The sequence below is a fragment of the Aliarcobacter butzleri genome (assembly GCF_900187115.1).
Classification (GTDB): domain Bacteria; phylum Campylobacterota; class Campylobacteria; order Campylobacterales; family Arcobacteraceae; genus Aliarcobacter; species Aliarcobacter butzleri.
Map to the genome: position 1 here is coordinate 1,020,501 of NZ_LT906455.1, position 18,720 is coordinate 1,039,220.

Sequence of the window (18,720 nt, forward strand, 5' to 3'; positions counted from 1 at the left end):
GGGGTAAATAATGGCAAGATATAGAGGACCAGTAGAAAAAATCGAAAGAAGACTTGATGCAGACCTTGGACTAAAAGGTGAGAGAAGACTATCAGGTAAAAGTGCTTTAGAAAAAAGACCATTTGCTCCAGGACAACACGGACAAAGAAGAGCTAAGATTTCTGAGTACGGATTACAATTAAGAGAAAAGCAAAAAGTTAAATTTATGTATGGTATTTCTGAAAAACAATTCAGAAATTATTTCAAAGAAGCAGTAAGAAGAGAAGGTAACACTGGAGCAATTCTTATTAGTTTAATTGAACAAAGATTAGACAATGTTGTGTTTAGAATGGGATTTGCTACAACTAGAGCAAATGCTAGACAATTTACAACTCATGGACACGTTTTAGTAGATGGTAAAAAAGTTGATATTCCTTCTTACTTAGTAAAACCTGGACAAAAAATCGAAATTAAAGAAAAATCTAAATCTAATCCTCAAGTTGTTAGAGCATTAGAATTAACAAATCAAACTGGAATGGTTGATTGGGTTAATGTAGATAAAGATAAAGTATTTGGAATTTTCACAAGAATCCCAGCTAGAGAAGAAGTTGTTATTCCTGTTGAAGAGAGATTAATCGTAGAGTTATATTCTAAATAATAAATAAAAGGTAGCTAATGAAAAAGTTTGCAGAAACTCCGTTTTTACCAACAGAAGTTGAAATAGAAGCTATCAGTGATAATGAGGCTAAAATATCAGCATATCCATTTGAGGATGGTTTTGCAATTACTTTAGCCCACCCTTTGAGAAGATTACTTCTAAGTTCATCAGTTGGTTGTGCGCCAATTGCTGTAAAAATTGAGGGTGCTTCTCATGAGTTTGACTCATTAAGAGGTATGTTAGAAGATGTAGCTATTTTTGTTATAAATTTAAAAAACATTAAATTTAAAATAAATGGTGACAAAGAACAAGTTGTTGTTGAATATTCATTTAATGGACCAAGAGATATTAAAGGTGAAGATTTAATTAACTCTGAAGTTGATGTTGTTTCAAAAGATGCACATTTAGCAACAATTAATAGTGATTGTAATTTAACATTTTCTGTAATTCTTCAAAAAGGTATAGGATATATGCCAAGCGAAGACATTAGAGATATTGTTGGAGCTGATTATATTCCAATTGACGCTTTTTTTACACCTGTTAAAAAAGTAGTTTATGATATAGAAAAAATGTTAGTTGAAGATAATCCTAACTATGAAAAAGCTGTATTTAGAGTACAAACAAATGGACAAATTTCTCCAGTGACTGCATTTAAAGAAGCAGTTTCTGTTATGTATTCTCAAATGTCAGTGTTTAACAAAGTTTTTGATTTATCTGAAGTAGCAGTAAGTGATTCTGGTGAAGAACCAGTTGAATTGAAAGAATTAGTTATAAGAATTGATGATTTAAATTTAAGTGCTAGAAGTTTCAACTCTTTAGATAGAGCTGGACTAAAATACTTAGGTGAATTAGTACTTATGAGTGAAGTTGAAGTAAAAAATATTAAAAATCTTGGGAAAAAATCTTATGATGAAATAGCTGAAAAGTTAGAATCATTAGGATACCCAGTTGAAAATACACTTCCAGAAAATGTTGCTTCTGCATTAAGAAGAAAATTAGAGCAACTAAAAGCATAATTTAAGGGTTTAATATGAGACATAAGCATGGATATAGAAAGTTAAGTAGAACTTCTTCTCATAGAAAAGCATTGTTAAAAAATCTAGCAATTGCAATTATCGAAAGAGAAAAAATTGAGACAACTGTACCAAAAGCAAAAGAGCTAAAAAGATATATTGAAAGATTAGTAACTGTTGCTAGAAATGCAGATTTTAATACTCATAGACAAGTATTTGCTGCATTACAGTCAAAAGAAGCTACAAAAAAACTTATTAATGAAATCGCACCAAAATACGAAGGTAGAAATGGTGGATATACTTCTATAGTTAAAACAAGAATTAGAAAAGGTGATGCTACGCCTATGGCATTCATCTCTTTCATCTAATAGTTCTGACTATTTTCTTAAGGAATAGAATTTGTTTCTATTCCTTTTTTTATTTCTAAAATCTTAACATTTTTCCAAAAACTAACTTTTTTTTAATCAAATATTCGATAAAATTCGGCGAATACTACAACCTAAAAATCATAGGAGAACCGATTGATGACTTTAAAAGAAGCACTAAGTTTAGCTAGTGATGATATAAAAAAATTAAGAGATGATTTAACTTTAAAAATAAAAGAGAGCAAAATAGGTGCTTATGTTGAACAATTAACTTCAACAGATATTTCGCAATCAGGCGTAGGTATTCCAATAGCAATAAAAGATAATATAAATGTTAAAAATTGGGAAATAACTTGTTCTAGTAATATTTTAAAAGGCTATATTTCACCTTATAATGCAACAGTTATTGAAAAATTAGAAAAAGCAGGTTTAAGTCCATTTGGTAGAACAAATATGGATGAATTTGCGATGGGAAGTTCAACTGAATCTTCTTGTTATGGAAAAACTTTAAATCCAATAGATAATGAAAAAGTTCCAGGTGGAAGTAGTGGAGGAAGTGCTGCAGCTGTTGCTGGTGGTATTGCAATAGCAGCACTTGGAACAGATACTGGTGGTAGTATTAGACAACCTGCAGCTTATTGTGGTTGTGTTGGAATGAAACCAACTTATGGAAGAGTTTCAAGATATGGAATTACAGCTTATTCATCTTCACTTGATCAATGTGGACCAATTACTCAAAATGTTGAAGATGCTGCTATTTTATATGATATTATTTCTGGATATGATCCAATGGATTCAACTTCAGCAAATATCAATTATGAAGCAGTTACTCCAAAACTTAATAGTGATAAAAAACTAACAATTGCTGTTATTGATAACTTTGTATCACAAGCAAGTCCTGCAATACAAAAAGGTTTTCAAAAAGCAGTTAATGCTTTAGAAGAAGGAGGGCATAAAATCATTCATAAAAATATGCTTGATACTCAAAAAATTGTTTCAACTTATTATATAGTTGCAACGGCAGAAGCTAGTGCAAACTTGGCTAGATTTGATGGTGTTAGATTTGGAAATAGAAAAGGTGAGAGTGGATTAAAAGATATGTATGTTCAGACTAAATCGCAAGGTTTTGGACATGAAGTACAAAAAAGAATTATGTTAGGTTCATTTGTTTTAAGTTCTGGATATTATGATGCTTATTATATTAAAGCTCAAAAAGTAAGACATTTAATAAAAGATGAATATTCTAAAATTTTCAGTGAAGCTGATTTGATTTTATCTCCAGTTGCTCCAACAACAGCTCCAAAATTTGGTTCATTTAAAACTTCTTTAGAGATGTATTTAAGTGATATTTATACAATTTCTGTAAACCTTGCAGGACTTCCAGCTATCTCTTTACCTGTTGATAAAGATGAAGATGGAATGCCAATAGGATTACAGTTTATTGCAAATGCATACGAAGAACAAACTTTATTTGATGGTGCTTTATCTTTAGAAAAAGCTATAAATTATAAAAAATAAATATTAACTAGGATTTAAAATGAGAATTAAAAAAAGAGCGTTAACTTTCGATGATGTGCTTTTGGTACCTGCAAAATCAGAAGTTTTACCAAAAGAAGTTTGTATTAAAACAAAATTAACAAAAAAAATAGAGTTAAATGTACCATTTATAAGTGCTGCTATGGATACTGTAACTGAATATCAAGCTGCTATTGCAATGGCTAGACTTGGAGGAATTGGAATAATTCATAAAAATATGGATATTGAATCTCAAGTATTACAATGTCAAAAAGTAAAAAAATCTGAATCTGGTATGATTATTGACCCAATTACAATTAAACCTGAACAAACATTACAAGATGCAGAAGATATTATGGCTACATATAAAATTTCAGGTGTTCCTGTAGTTGATGATAATGGTATTTTAGTTGGTATTTTAACAAATAGAGATATGAGATTTACAAAAGATTATAGATTTAAAGCTAGTGAAAAAATGACTAAAATGCCTTTAGTAACAGCAAAAGAAGGAACAACTTTAGATGAAGCTGCTGAAGTTATGCACCAAAATAAAATTGAAAAATTACCAATAGTTAATGATAATAATAAATTAATTGGTCTTATTACAATTAAAGATATAAATAAAAAAAGAGAATATCCAAATGCATGTAAAGATGAATTTGGAAGACTTAGAGTTGGAGCAGCTATTGGTGTAAATCAACTTGATAGAGCAAGAGCTTTAGTTGCTGTTGGAGTTGATGTTTTAGTTTTAGATTCAGCTCATGGACATTCAAAAGGTATTTTAGATACGGTAAAGGCAATTAAAGCTGAAATGAATGTTCAACTAATAGCTGGAAATGTTGCAACAGCTGAAGCAACTGCTGATTTAATAAAAGCTGGTGCTGATGCAGTTAAAGTTGGAATAGGACCTGGAAGTATTTGTACAACTAGAATTGTAGCAGGTGTTGGTGTTCCACAAATTTCTGCTATTGATGAATGTGCAGCTGAAGGTGCAAAAACTGGTACACCGATTATTGCAGATGGTGGAATTAAATATTCTGGTGATGTTGCAAAAGCATTAGCTGTTGGAGCAAGTGCAGTTATGATGGGAAGCGCTCTTGCAGGAACTGACGAAAGTCCAGGGGAAGTTGTTTTATATCAAGGAAGAAAATTTAAAACTTATAGAGGAATGGGTTCAATTGGAGCTATGACAAAAGGAAGTACAGATAGATATTTCCAAGAAGGAACAGCAGCTGATAAACTTGTACCAGAAGGAATTGAAGGAAGAGTTGCTTATAGAGGAAGCATCGCAGATATTATTCACCAAATGGTTGGAGGACTTAGAAGTTCTATGGGATATTTAGGTTCAAAAGATATTCCAACATTTCAAGAAAGAGCAGAATTTGTAGAAATTACAAGTGCAGGATTAAAAGAATCTCATGTTCATGATGTAACAATCACAAACGAAGCTCCTAACTATCATATCTAAATAATATAAAAAGAGATTTTTATCTCTTTTTATTCTTAAATAATTCAAATTTCTGACTATATAAAAATATTCTAAAATTCATTTTATTTTAATTGTTTTTTGTTACAATTATACTTGACTAATCAGTCAAATAAAAATAAGGAAATAAAATGAAAACAGTTAAAGAAATTGTTAAAGATAAAAATTATACAGCTATTGATTTAGGAAATTTAGATGAATTAATGGAATATTCTTTAATACATAAAATTAATAAACAAAAAATTGAAGGAAAAGTTTTTATAAAAGATGCAACAGATGCTACAGGCACTGAAATCTCTTTTAATTCTTTAGCTCCAAAAGCTGAACAGCCATATTTTCATATTCATAAAAAAAATGAAGAAACATATATTATTTTAAAAGGTTATGGATATTTTCAAGTAGATGGAAACTGTTTTGAAATAAAAGAGGGTTCTGTTATTCGTGTAGCACCTTCTGGAATTAGAGGCATTAAGAATAACTCTGATGAAACAATGATTTATATAGTTATTCAATCAAAAGAAAATTCATTAGAAGAACATACTACTGATGATGGAGAGAGAGTGACTTTTGAGCCAAAATGGTAATATATAAGAAAGTTAACTCTTTCTTATATTATTATTTCATCTTTTGGTGTTTTTCTTACTTCTTCTATTTTAAAACATTCATTTGCTAGATTTCTACTACTAAAATCTTTATATAAAGAAACGATTTTATGAATAGTTTTCATCTCATCTTTAGAAAATGTCGATTCATCAAAATCTTCATCTGGAAGTTTTATAAAGTTTAATTCTATAAAATTCTCTTTTTCTTTAATTTCAATATCTAAATAATCAAATAATTCTTGAATTAAATAGATTCTTTCATCATCTTCTTCTAAATCTTCACTATTTGCAATAATATCAAAAAGCTCACTTAAAATAACTGCTTCAGGGTATCTTGCACTTTTTTTATATTTGTCCTTTGTAATCTTTTTACCACAAAAATTTAAGTGATTATAATCTATCAAAAAAAGCATAATTAATATTTTTTTATCATTAAGTTGTTTTACTTGTTTATGTAGCATGTATAAAATAATATTTGCTACTTTTGTCATATCTATGTTCAAAAAAATCCTTTATTTTTTGTGAAGTATATAATATAAAAAATAAATAGTTTATTTTAGACTTGATTTTTTATAAATTTGAAAATTGCACCTTCATCACTATTTGATACTATCATCTTTTTACTATTTTTAATAGCTATTTCTTTAGCCATTTTTATACCAATTCCTCTATATTTTTCTTCTTTTATCTCTTTTAATATTAGTTCTTCTATTTTTCCACAGTTATCTTTAAATTCTATCTCTTCTTCTTTTATGTTAATTAAAATTTGGGGATTTTTAATCTCTCTTATTTTTGATATGTTAATAGTATTTATTATTAGATTTATCCAAACTTGCATCCATTCATTTCTTATACCTTCTATTTTTACATTAAAATCACCACTGAAGATTATCTCCAAATTGCTATATTTTATTTTTGTATCAATGATACTTAAAGCACTTTTCATTGAGTCATATACTTCAAATTGTAAAATATTTGAAGAAGGTTTATAGTAATCCAAGAAATTTTGCATAGTTTCAGACATAAAATCCAAACTTTCTTCAATTTCTAAAGTACTTTTATCAAGAAACTCTTTTGATATCTCTTTATTTTGCAAGATTCTAGCTCTTAAATTTAAGTTTATATAACCAATTTTCGTTAAAGAATCTCTCCATTGATGAGAGATATTTCCGATTAAATTTCCAAGTTCTGCTTGCTTATTTTGCTTAAACATCAATTCTTGTTGTAAAGAGTTTTTTGCAATTTCTTCTGTTATTCTTTTTCTTAATTGATAATTCCATAATATAATGATTGTAGCTACTAGAATAATAAAAATTATGATATAAATTAAATAAGATAAATATTGAGATTCTGAAGGAATTTTTATAGAAATATGTTCATTAAGTATTTTATCTTGTTCTTTTTTTGATATAGTTTTTATTGCTTTATTTAAGATAGTATGTAAAAGTGTTTCTTCTTTTAAAACACCAATTTTAAGTACGTTTTTATATTTTATAGGCTGCGAAAGTATTTTTAAATTAAAAAAAGTATCTTTTTTTATTGTATATGCTGCGATTATTAAAGAACGAATTGTAAAATCAACTTTTTTTTGTTCTACTAATTTAAAAGCTTCATTTTCTGTTTCAACAGGAATAATTTTTAAATTAGGAAAATCTTTATTAAAAAATTCTAACATTGCTGTATTTTTAGGAATAGCGATTGTATTGCCTTTAAGTTTTGAAAAATCTTTGATTTCATCATTTTCAATTCTACCTATAATAACATTTGGGTCTTCAAAAATTGCTTGAGTGAAAATTAACCACTCTTTTCTTTGAGGAGTTTCATTTAAGAAGCTTAAAATATCACATTTCTTTTCTTTTGAATATTTTATACTTTCATCCCAATTCTTTGTTGGAATTAATTTTATTTTTATTCCTAATTTTGTTGCTATTAATGATATGATGTCAGCTGCTATTCCTTCATGTTCACCATCTTCATTTATTTTTTCAAATGGTTCCCAATCAGGATCAACACACATTGTAATATTTTTATTTTTTAAGTAATCTTTTTCTTCTGGTGTTAAATTGATTTCATTTTCATTAGCTATTAGTATATTTAATAATATTATTAATAGTATTACAACTTTTTGCATATATTTTTCTTTAAACTATCATTTTGTAACCAATATCAGGAATAGTATGCAAAAAGTTTTTTCCAAATCTTTTTCTGATTCTTAGAATAAAATTATTTAAAGCACTATCACTCATAAACTCATCTTCATAAACAAATTTTATGAACATATCTTTTGTAACAACCTTTTTTTTGTTTTCACATAACATTTCAAAAAACAAAATCTCTTTTTTATTTAATTCAAAAATTTCATTATCTTTTATAACTCTTTTTAAGTTTTTGTCATATTTAAAGCCATCTTTTAGTTCTATGACTGTTTGATTATTAAATCTTATTTTTGATTCGCATTTTTCAAAAGCATCCAATAAAGCTTTGAAATTTATAGGTTTTATCAAATAGCCACTCAAGTTTAAAGTCATTGCTCTAAATAACAAATCTTCATCTTTATAACCTGATAATACTAAAATTGGTATTTCATTATTTTTACTTCTAAATATCTCTACAAAATCTAAACCATTTTCATTTTTTAAATTTATATCTGAAATTATTAAATTTATTTTTTCTTCATCCAATATTTTAAAAGCTTCTTTTATATTTTTTGCGACAAAAGTTTTTTTTACAAACATATTAAATAGTGAAACTGCATTTTCAATAAATTCATCACTATCTTCTAATAGTAAAAGATTTTTATCACTTAAAAATTCCATTAATAACCTTTATTATTTTGTAGATTTTAATTATAAAATAATCAATATTATTATACCAAAATCTCAAATACCTCTCAAAAAAAGATTGAAATAGATAAAAATTGTGACTTTTCTGAGAATTTAGAATGTTAAAATAATTAAATAATGACTCAAAATAAATAAATAAAAGGATTAAAATATGGTAAAAAAAACTTCGAAAGTAATTGCCTTGTCAATTATGACTTCTTTCGTAATTACAGCTTGTTCAATAAAACCTGAACCGATATTAAAAGAAGAGATAAAAGAACAAGTAAAAAATGATTTAAATGTATTAAATGAAGTTGTTTTACCTGTTACAAAACCTATAACTTTGGATGAAGCAATACAAAGAGGTTTAAAATATAATCTACAAAAAAAAGTAAAAGTTTTAGAAACAGCACTTTCTCAACAACAACTTGATTTAGTTTATTATGATATGTTACCAAGTTTAACAGCAAGTGCTGGATATTCTGAAAGAAATAACTATGCAGCAAGTGCAAGTACTTCTTTTTTAAATGGAAATCCACAACCTTTAGGAAGTAATCCATCTTATTCAGTTTCTCAAGAAAAAGAGAGAACAACAGCAGATATTGGTTTTAGTTGGAATATTTTAGATTTTGGTTTATCTTATGTTAGAGCTCAACAACAAGCTGATAAATTCTTAATAGCAAAAGAAAAAGAGAAAAAAGTTGAACACAATTTAACTCAAGAGATTAGAAGAGCTTATTATCAAGCAGTATCAGCTCAAGATTTACTAAAAAGAATTCAACCTATGATGGTTGAAGTAAATAAGGCTTTAGCTGATTCTAAAGAGGTACAAAGTCAAAGAGTTGCAAAATCTCCAATGGAATCTTTATCTTATCAAAGAGAGTTACTTGATATTTTAAGATCATTACATACTTTAGAAAGTAGTTTAATCTCTGCAAAAGTTGAACTAGCTGAATTAATGGGATTAAAACCTGGAATAAATTTTGAATTAGCTGATAAAGTTGAAAAAGATTATGAAATTCCACAATTTAGTATGAATCTTGATGAAATGGAAAAAATTGCTTTAGAAAACAGACCTGAAGTTACAGAAACTAGATATCAAGAAAGAATCTCTGATAAAGAGATAACTGCTGCAAAACTTAAAATGCTACCAGGAATTAATCTAAATACTTCTTTATCTTATGAAAATAGCGATTATTTATTAAATAATGATTGGCATTCTTATGGTGCAAACGTTTCATGGAATCTTTTAAATGTATTTAAAGGAAGTGAGATGAACAAGTTAGCAAAAACTCAAGTTGAAGTAGCAAAAGAACAAAAATTAGCTCTTTCAATGGCAGTTTTATCTCAAGTTCATTTATCAATAGTTAAATTTAACCAAGCTAAAAAAGAGTATTTTCTTGCAAAAGATTATTTAAATGTAGCAAGTGATATTTATAATTTAACAGAAGTAGAAAACAATTTAAATATAAATAGTAGATTGATTTTAATCAAAGAGAAATTGAATAATATTCTTGCAACTTTAAGATATTCATATGCTTACGCAAATGTACAAAATAGTTATGGGACAATATTTGCTTCTTTAGGTGTTGAAGAAAAAGATTTAGAAAAAGCAGAAGAAAAAATAGGATTAATTTCAAATGAAAATCAAGAAAAACCTAATGCAGAAAAAACTGTAATTGTTCCAACTACACAAGTAGAAGTAAAAAAAGAGATAAAAAAAGAACCTACAATCATTAATAATCCAACTAAAAAAGAGATTAAAGTAGCAGATAGTTTTTATAATAAAAATTTTTACAATTCAGAAATTTCAATTTATCAAGGTGAAAAACTTTCTATAAATGGAGAAGATTATATCGTTAAAAAATCTGATGATATTTTTAAAATTGCAAAAAAACATGGAGTTTCTTTAAAATCTATTGTTATTGAGAATTTTTGGTTGATTGAAAAGAATAGAGTAAAGTTTAAATAAGGAGTTTTTATGAAAAAGTTTCTAGGTCTTGTTTTGTTGATTTCAACTTTATATTCAAATGAAAATTTAACAGCTAGAGCAGTTATCATTTCATTGGATAAAACAGTTTTATCTAGTGAAATAGCAGGAGAGATAATAGAACTTTCTAAATATGAAGGTGATTCTTTTAAAAAAGGTGAAACTTTAATACGATTAGATTGTTCTATTTATAAAGCACAAAAGAGAAAAATTGAAGTTGAAAAAGAGATAGCAAGATTAGAACTAGAAAAAAATAAAAAACTAGATACTTATGGTTCTATTGGTACTTTTGAAATACAAATTTCACAAGAAAATTTTAATAAACAAAAAGCAGAAAGTGATATTGCTTCAATCAATGTAGAAAGATGTGATATTAAAGCTCCATTTGATGGAAGAATAGCTTCTAAAAAAGTGTCAAAATATCAAAGCATTAAACCTCAAGATGAACTTTTAGAGATTATAGGAACAGATAATCTTGAAGCAAAAGTAGTAGTACCTTCTTCTTGGCTTATTTGGTTAAAAAAAGGAATACAACTTGATTTAAATATTGATGAGACAGGAACAACAGTTAAAGCTCAAGTTGTTCAAATGGATTCAATAGTTGATCCAACTAGTCAATCTATAACAGTTAGAGCAAAACTTTTAAAACCATTTGACAATATAACGCCAGGTATGAGTGCAACAGCAAATTTTTACGAAAATTAATATCAAGGATTAAACTATGAAAAGAAGAAATTTAAAAAAACCAGTAATTAGTGTGTTAGAGCAAAGAGTTCTTTTTGATGGTGCGGCAGTTGCAACTGCTGTTGATGTTCTTGATAATAGTAGTTTTTCTTCATCAACTACAAAAGATTCAACAACAGTAAATGATGTTACAAATAATAGTGCTGAAAATAGTGTTCATAAAGCACAAGCAGTTCAAGGATTTGAAAAAGATAGAAGAGAAGTTGCTTTTGTAGATATAACAGTAAAAGATTACCAAACTTTAGTTGATGGAGTTGGACAAGGTGTTGAAACATATCTAGTAAGTTCTATGGATGAAATAAAATCTATTTTACAAAATCAAACTAACGTTGATTCAATCCATATTTTATCTCATGGAAAAACTGGTGAAATAACAGTAGGAAATGATATCTTAAATAAAAATACACTACAAAACTTTGATGAAGTTTTAGAAAGTATGAAATCTTCTTTAACTCAAGATGGTGATATTTTACTTTATGGTTGTAATGTAGGAAATGATGGAAAAGGTCAAGAGTTTATAGATTTATTAGCAAGTGAAACTCAAGCAGATATTGCAGCATCTGATGATATAACGGGTTCAAATAATTTAGGTGGAGATTGGGATTTAGAAGCTAAAAGTGGAACTATTGAGACAACAGCAATTGTTGTTAATGAGTATAACCATAGTTTGGCTAATCTTACAACAGATAACGATGGTGGGTTTACTTCTAGTTCTGAAATAAGTGGTTCAATTGCTACTACTGATAAAATAAATTTTGCAAGGGGTCCTGGTTCTTTTTATAATGATTTATATACCTTAAGTGGTGTTGCAAATGGAACTCAAGTAAAACTTTATATTGCACAAGGAACATTAAGTGACCCTTATATTCAAGTAACAGATAGTAATGGAACTGTAATTGTACAAGATGATGATTCTGGTGATAGTGGTACTGCAAATGGATACGATGCATACGTAAAATTTACTTGGAATAATAATTATACTATTAGAGCAACTACATACAATACTGGTGCTGTGGGTACATATACTATCTATACTGATACGGGAACATTAGTTATAAAACCAGATACAGCTCCAACATTTACTTCAAGTCCTGTAACCTTAAATATTTCAGATACACCAGATGATAATAGTATACCTAGTAGTTCAGGTTTACTTACGGCAACAGATGCGGAAAATGATGCTTTAAATTTTAGTGGTGGAGGTACAAATAGTTTTGGTACTTTATCTGTTTCAGCAAATGGTTCTTGGACTTGGGCACCAAACAATGCTTATATAAATTCTCTTACTTCTAATGCTACTACTTCTTATAATGTTTTAGTTAGTGATGGGATTAATATTACTAATCAAACATTTACTATAAATATAACATCAGCAACAAATGATGCGCCAGTTATAACATCATCAAACTCTGTTAGTTTCCAAGAAAATACAGCTACAAATGTAGCAGCATATACAATTACAGCAACTGATGCTGAAAATAATACTTTAACATATAGTATTTCAGGAACTGATTCTCAATATTTTAATATAAACTCTACTACTGGTCAAATAACATTTAAAAATAGCCCTGATTATGAAACAAAAACATCATATAGTTTGATGATTACTGCTCTTGAAACTAATGGTACGGGATTGTCAGCAAGTAAAATGATTACTATTTCTATTGCTAATGTAAATGAGCCACCTATTATAGAATCAAGTAATATTTCAAATTATACAGAAAATGGTTCTCCTGTTGTTCTTTCTCCTTCTCTTACTATAGACAAGGGAGAAACTTCAACTTTAGCAAGTGCACAAATAAGTATTAGTTCTGGATTTATAAGTGGTGGAGATATTTTGAATTTTGTAAATGATGGCTCTACGATGGGAAATATCGTAGCTTCTTACGATAGTGCAAATGGAGTTCTTACTTTAACATCTTCAGGTGCAACAGCAACACTTGCTCAATGGCAAAGTGCATTAAGAAGTATTTCTTATCATTCAACTAGTGAAACATTAAGTTTGACACAAATGACAAGAACTATTTCTTGGAAAGTAAGTGATGGAAACTTAGAAAGTACAGTTGATACTTCTACATTGAAAGTAACGGGAGTTAATGATGCTCCAACAATTTCGGTTTCAACTCCTTCTGGATTTACAGAGACTACTACTATGGACAAACAAACACTATCACAAAATGGAACAGTAACATTTAGTGATGTTGATAATAATGTTAATATAACTTATAGCTACAATAATGATATTTCATGGAGTGGTGGTACACTTAATTCTACTCTTTCATCTGCATTAATTGCTGGTTTTAATACAAGTGCAACAAATGTATCTTCTGGTAGTACATCATGGAGTTACAACGTAAATAATGTTGATTTAAATTTCTTAGCAGCAGGAGAAACAATCACTCTTAGTTATAATGTAATTGCTACTGATATTGCAGGTGCTACTGCTATGACTACAATTACTTTTACAATAACAGGAACAAATGATGCTCCAGTATTTGGAACAGTTACAACTGGCTCTACTACTATAACAGCTCCAACTGCTGGGACAACAAATCCAAATGCAGGAATAGAAACTTTTAATAATGGATTACTTAGATTTGGAAATGGTTCAATCGATTCAGTTAATGCAAGTACAGGTATGTTAGAACAACCTTTTTATTACAAAGATGGGAATTGGTATCAATTAACATTTAGTACATATCAATTAAATATGGCGATTGCTGCTGATTATAACAATGGAAGTGCTAAAACAGATGTAGATTGGAATTTAGAAGGTACAGTTAATCTTACTCCAACATTTACAAATACAACTGTTAATAATTCAGGATTTAATTCATCAACTGGTACAGGAACTATTGTTTGGACGGGAGAAATAGTAGTTGGAAGTGCACACTTAAAAGTTACTAATGTTTATACTTTAGAAGCAGGTGCTAAATATATTAAAGCAAATACATATATTGAAAATATTGGTTCTACTTCAACTGAGAATTTAAGATTCTGGGTAGGAACAAGAGATGATTATGTAGCAGGAAGTGATAGTCCAGCTAAACAAAAAGGTAATATTGTAGATGGTGAATTCCAGATGATTTCAAATTCATCTGAACAAGCAAAAGCTATTAAAATATATACAGGTGCAGGAGCAAATGCAACAGCTGTATTATTTTATTCAACTAATTCAAATGTAAATACAGTTATTGCTCCAGGATATGGATGGACTACATCAAATCAATATGCACCAGGAATTGATCCTTTAAATTCGGTTTATGATCAATCTTTTGATGATGGTGGATATGCAATGTTTACAAACTTAAATAATGTTGCAACTGGTCAAACAGTTATGTTTGACTGGTATTATGCAGCTGGAGCAGTATCTGAATTATCAGATATTACTTCAAGTTTAGAACAAGCAACATCAACAAATCTTCAAGAAAATAGCTCTTCTTTAGTTTTAGCAGATGACTACACAATAACAGATTTAGATTCAACTGATAGTGTAAATGTAACAGTGAGTTCTGTTCAAATCAATACACCAACTGGATTAACATTACCAGCAAATTATACTGATGATGTAATAAAAAATATGTTACAAATAACATCTAATCCAGTTATAACTAGTGGTTCAACAACAGGAACAGTATCTTGGAATTTTAATTCAGGAAGTGATTATACATTTAATTTTTTAGGTAGAGGACAAACATTAACTTTATTATATACTTTAACTGCAACAGATAGCCATGGTGCAACAGCTACAACAGTTGTTACAATCTCAATTGATGGAGCTAATGATGCTCCAACAGTAGTAGTTGATTCTCTAGATAGTGATGTTGCAACTATTAGTGAAACAAATTCTACTATTTCTACAAGTGGTACTTTAAGTATAACTGATCCAGATATGATTGATACGAATTTTTCAGTAAGTAAATCAAGTGTAGTTGTTTCTGGTATGACAAATGGATTAACTGCAAATACAGCAGCATTATTAAATATGCTAACAGTAAATACACAAAATTTTGATATCAATTGGGCATTCAACTCTGGGAATCAATATTTTAATTATTTATCTGTAGGAGAAACATTAACTATAACTTATACGATTGCAGTTTCAGATTCAAGTAATGCAGTTACAAATAAAACAATTACTATTAACATAACAGGAACTAACGATACTGTTTCTTTAAATACTCCTGCAACAATATATTATACAGATACAGATGGTAATGATGTATTTAGTTCTACTACTTCACAATTAACTGCAAGTGATGCTGATAAAAATACAACATTTACTTATGGAATAGATAATGGAAGTATATCTGGAACAACAGTTACAAAAACTGGAACTTATGGAGTTTTAACTTTAAATACAGCAACTGGAGTATATACATACACACCAAATTCTAATGCTATAAATGCTTTAACATCAAATAGTTCAGAAACATTTACTGTTACAGTAAATGATGGAAATGGTTCTATTGATACCAAAAGTTTAGTAATTCAAATAGAATCAGTAAATGATGCGCCATTATTAGGTGGGAATTCATCACCAAATACTTTTGTAGAAAATGGAAGTGCTGTACAAGTTGATTCAAATATTACAGTAACAGATTTAGAAGGTACTAGTTATGACGAAGGTTATGTATCATTTGATATAAAAACAAATAAAGGAGCATTGGATAATTTATCAATCTCTTCTATTGGTGGAATTTCACTTGATGGAGCAAATGTAAAATATGGAAATACTGTAATTGGAACGGTAGATTCTATTTTAAATGGTCAAAATGGAAAAGAGTTAAGAATTCATTTAAATGATAATGCATACTCTTTACAAGTTCAAGCATTAGCTAGAGCAATAACTTTTAGTAATCCATCTGATAATTTTAATGATAGTGCAAGAAGCATAGATATTAAAGTAAATGATGGAGGAAACGGTGGAGAAACATCTGCTAGATATAGTATAAAAACTGTTACAGTTAATCTTCAATCTGTAAATGATTTACCAACTATAAATTTAGGTAATTCTACATTCTTAGTTGAAAAAATAATTGGACAAAATGATAATGGAACTTTATCATTAGGTAATATTTTAAGTGTAGCAGATTTAGATAACAATTCTTTGACTGTAACAATTCAAACAACTAATTATGGACTAATTACAATAAATAGTTCAATTTTAAATGGAGTTAATTCTAGTCAAATTATAGGAAATGGTTCAAGAACTGTAACAATAACTGGTACAATTGAACAAATTAATAATACATTAAATGCTTCTAATGGTATAACTTATGTTGCTGGATTTGGAAATGATTATATAACTCCTGGTGCTGATTATCTTAAAATTACAGCAAAAGATACATTAAATGGAGAATCTTCTTCTCAAAAATTAGTTATGGTATTACCTGCAATTCCAAATATCTTTAGTGATAATGTCGTTGGTAAAGAAGATGATGTTTCAAATATAATTGTAAACATAAATAATCTAGTTACTGATATAAATGATAATGGAGGAACTTATGTATTTGGTACAGGAACTCCTGATATAACTAACTCAAGTGGAAATATAACAACAAATGGAAGTTTAACACCATTTGATAATAGTACATATATTTATGACAATTCAGGAAAAGTTATAGGATATCAGTTAGAACATGGAAAAATAATATTAAATGAAGGTAAAAATAGGGTAGATAATACAGATTTTGCTAAATTTACATTTATTCCTAATGAAAATTGGTATGGTGTACAAACATTCTTATATCAATTTACTTCAAATGATGGTGAAGTAAGTAATATTGCACAAATTGCAATATTTGTAACTCCTGTAAATGATGCTCCTGTTATTAGTATTGTAAATAATAATATTACAATAGATGAAGATAATCCTTTTGTATTTGAAAATAGCAATTTAATAACACTATTAGATTTAGATGTTATTGATAATACTCAAATATTAGATTTAACGTTAAATGTAACTAATGGTAAATTAGAACTATCTCAAATGACAGATTTAACAGTTTTAGAAGGAGCAAATAATTCATCTATTATTAAAATTAGAGGAAGTTTAGCTAGTTTACAAAATGCAATTTCAGGATTGAAATATACTCCAAATCAAGATTATAATGGTAGCGATACTTTATCAATAAAATTAAATGATAATACAAATATTGGAGAAGGAAATAGTCTAGAAGATATAAAAACTATCAATTTTGTAATCAATCCTGTAAATGATGCTCCTGAATTTACAGACCAAACAGATAGTGTAACAGAAGGTGAGCAAATCTCTGGTATTTTACCAGCAAGTGATATTGATAGTAGTTCAATCACATTTAGTATAAATGGAAATGCTCCTGCAGGATTTATATTACATAATGATGGTTCTTATAGTTTTGATTCTTCAAGTTATGATTATATTGGAAGGGGAGAAACAGATACAATTATTATTCCTGTAACTGTTACAGATGCCGAAGGTTTAACAAAAACAGCAAATTTCTCAATAACAATTACTGGAACAAACGATGCTCCAACAGTTTCTATGGAAAATATTGATGCTAAAATTCCTTTTGGAGACACTTATACAAAAGATGTTTCAAATTTATTTGATGATAAAGATTTATCTAATGTATTTACTTATCAAGCATCAAATTTACCATCAGGTTTAACGATTGATCCAAATACAGGTATTATTTCAGGAAGAGTTTCTCAATCAGGAAATTTTGTTATATCAATAACTGCAATTGATTCTGAAGGTGTAAAAGTAACAAGAACATATAATATGTTAGTAGTTGCACCTGCACAAAATCAACCAGCAAAACCTGATTCTACACCTACAATAATTACAAATAATCCAACGGGTGAAAATCCAAATAATGGAACTAAATTAAATAATTACGGAGATAATTCAAATAATAGTGCTGGAGTTATTAATTTTAGTTCAAGTGATGGATTTGTTGTTGATACTGGAAAAGGTTTCTTAGATACAAAAACAAGTAATAATCAAGAATCTTTATCTCAAAATAACAGTGCTTCAGATAAAAATTTAGCAAATGCAAATAATAACAATTCAAATGATTCAAGAACTATTCAAGCAAATGTTGATTTAAATGTATCAACAACTGGTAAAGTTTTATTTGGACAAGGAAGTCAAGATTCTTTCTCTATTGTTGGAATTACAATTGAAGATATAAATGTTCAAAGTGATTTTATTAAAGTAAAAGTTGTTGATACAAATATTGCACAAAGTTATGTTGTGACACAAATTGATGGAACAGCTCTTCCTGTTGGACTATCTTTTGATCCAAAAACTGGTAATATAAGTGGGAAAATTCCTGCTGATTTAGATGAGCTAAAAATTAGTATTAAAGCTATAAGTTCAGATGGAACAACAAGAGTGTTAAATTTAAAACTTGATTTAAAAGAGTTAAAACAAAAAACACAAGCTGAAGTTAATGAAAGATTTGTAGGATTTAAAGAACAAATAGCTTTTGAAAATCAAAAGTTAGATAATTATGGTTCTCATCTTGCTAAACTTTTTGCCTAAAAAAAGGATATTGTA

The 18,720-nt window shown here is 28.2% G+C and carries 12 protein-coding genes; 9 read left to right on the plus strand and 3 right to left on the minus strand.

Features of this window, described 5'->3' with window-relative positions:
- Positions 1-10: 10 nt before the first annotated feature.
- The 6 genes from rpsD to CKV87_RS05130 all read left to right on the plus strand — a co-directional run bounded on the left by rpsD (position 11) and on the right by CKV87_RS05130 (position 5,600).
- On the plus strand, positions 11-637 hold the full coding sequence (gene rpsD / locus CKV87_RS05105; protein ID WP_004509208.1) for a 30S ribosomal protein S4: 627 nt from the start codon (positions 11-13) through the stop codon (positions 635-637).
- Positions 638-654: 17 nt separating this feature from the next.
- Positions 655-1,653: a DNA-directed RNA polymerase subunit alpha gene (locus CKV87_RS05110; RefSeq protein ID WP_004509209.1), complete on the plus strand. Its 999-nt coding sequence runs from the start codon at positions 655-657 to the stop codon at positions 1,651-1,653.
- Between the two features lie 14 nt (positions 1,654-1,667).
- Positions 1,668-2,018 (plus strand): 50S ribosomal protein L17, encoded by a 351-nt coding sequence (rplQ, locus tag CKV87_RS05115; RefSeq protein WP_004509210.1) that lies wholly within the window; start codon positions 1,668-1,670, stop codon positions 2,016-2,018.
- A 153-nt stretch (positions 2,019-2,171) separates the two neighbouring features.
- Positions 2,172-3,533 (plus strand): Asp-tRNA(Asn)/Glu-tRNA(Gln) amidotransferase subunit GatA, encoded by a 1,362-nt coding sequence (gene gatA / locus CKV87_RS05120; protein WP_012012729.1) that lies wholly within the window; start codon positions 2,172-2,174, stop codon positions 3,531-3,533.
- A gap of 19 nt (positions 3,534-3,552) precedes the next feature.
- Entirely contained in the window at positions 3,553-4,998 is a 1,446-nt protein-coding gene (gene guaB / locus CKV87_RS05125) for an IMP dehydrogenase (RefSeq protein ID WP_004509212.1), read from the plus strand.
- A 149-nt stretch (positions 4,999-5,147) separates the two neighbouring features.
- On the plus strand, positions 5,148-5,600 hold the full coding sequence (locus CKV87_RS05130; RefSeq protein ID WP_004509213.1) for a cupin domain-containing protein: 453 nt from the start codon (positions 5,148-5,150) through the stop codon (positions 5,598-5,600).
- A gap of 23 nt (positions 5,601-5,623) precedes the next feature.
- On the opposite strand, the gene CKV87_RS05135 is transcribed toward CKV87_RS05130, so the two are convergent.
- Genes CKV87_RS05135 through CKV87_RS05145 form a run of 3 tightly spaced genes read right to left on the minus strand, consistent with a single transcriptional unit; the run spans position 5,624 to position 8,434 of the window.
- On the minus strand, positions 5,624-6,121 hold the full coding sequence (locus CKV87_RS05135) for a type II toxin-antitoxin system antitoxin SocA domain-containing protein (RefSeq protein ID WP_012012730.1): 498 nt from the start codon (positions 6,119-6,121) through the stop codon (positions 5,624-5,626).
- Positions 6,122-6,174: 53 nt separating this feature from the next.
- Positions 6,175-7,749, minus strand: coding sequence for a transporter substrate-binding domain-containing protein (locus CKV87_RS05140; RefSeq protein WP_012012731.1), 1,575 nt, complete (start codon positions 7,747-7,749; stop codon positions 6,175-6,177).
- A 10-nt stretch (positions 7,750-7,759) separates the two neighbouring features.
- Complete coding sequence (locus CKV87_RS05145; protein WP_012012732.1) at positions 7,760-8,434, minus strand: response regulator transcription factor; 675 nt, start codon at positions 8,432-8,434, stop codon at positions 7,760-7,762.
- Between the two features lie 178 nt (positions 8,435-8,612).
- Between CKV87_RS05145 and CKV87_RS05150 the strand changes: the two genes are divergently transcribed.
- The 3 genes from CKV87_RS05150 to CKV87_RS05160 are packed head-to-tail and all read left to right on the plus strand — an operon-like array spanning position 8,613 to position 18,705.
- Positions 8,613-10,412: a TolC family protein gene (locus tag CKV87_RS05150; RefSeq protein ID WP_012012733.1), complete on the plus strand. Its 1,800-nt coding sequence runs from the start codon at positions 8,613-8,615 to the stop codon at positions 10,410-10,412.
- A 9-nt stretch (positions 10,413-10,421) separates the two neighbouring features.
- Entirely contained in the window at positions 10,422-11,135 is a 714-nt protein-coding gene (locus CKV87_RS05155) for an efflux RND transporter periplasmic adaptor subunit (protein ID WP_012012734.1), read from the plus strand.
- Positions 11,136-11,151: 16 nt separating this feature from the next.
- Complete coding sequence (locus tag CKV87_RS05160) at positions 11,152-18,705, plus strand: DUF4347 domain-containing protein (protein WP_012012735.1); 7,554 nt, start codon at positions 11,152-11,154, stop codon at positions 18,703-18,705.
- Positions 18,706-18,720 lie beyond the last annotated feature (15 nt).

What these genes read in the sequence shown, in the direction of transcription:
- rpsD (WP_004509208.1), top strand. Translation starts at nt 11, where the DNA reads ATGGCAAGATATAGAGGACCAGTAGAAAAAATCGAAAGAAGACTTGAT.
- CKV87_RS05110 (WP_004509209.1), top strand. Translation starts at nt 655, where the DNA reads ATGAAAAAGTTTGCAGAAACTCCGTTTTTACCAACAGAAGTTGAAATA.
- rplQ (WP_004509210.1), top strand. Translation starts at nt 1,668, where the DNA reads ATGAGACATAAGCATGGATATAGAAAGTTAAGTAGAACTTCTTCTCAT.
- guaB (WP_004509212.1), top strand. Translation starts at nt 3,553, where the DNA reads ATGAGAATTAAAAAAAGAGCGTTAACTTTCGATGATGTGCTTTTGGTA.
- CKV87_RS05130 (WP_004509213.1), top strand. Translation starts at nt 5,148, where the DNA reads ATGAAAACAGTTAAAGAAATTGTTAAAGATAAAAATTATACAGCTATT.
- CKV87_RS05140 (WP_012012731.1), bottom strand. Translation starts at nt 7,749, where the DNA reads ATGCAAAAAGTTGTAATACTATTAATAATATTATTAAATATACTAATA.
- CKV87_RS05145 (WP_012012732.1), bottom strand. Translation starts at nt 8,434, where the DNA reads ATGGAATTTTTAAGTGATAAAAATCTTTTACTATTAGAAGATAGTGAT.
- CKV87_RS05150 (WP_012012733.1), top strand. Translation starts at nt 8,613, where the DNA reads ATGGTAAAAAAAACTTCGAAAGTAATTGCCTTGTCAATTATGACTTCT.
- CKV87_RS05155 (WP_012012734.1), top strand. Translation starts at nt 10,422, where the DNA reads ATGAAAAAGTTTCTAGGTCTTGTTTTGTTGATTTCAACTTTATATTCA.
- CKV87_RS05160 (WP_012012735.1), top strand. Translation starts at nt 11,152, where the DNA reads ATGAAAAGAAGAAATTTAAAAAAACCAGTAATTAGTGTGTTAGAGCAA.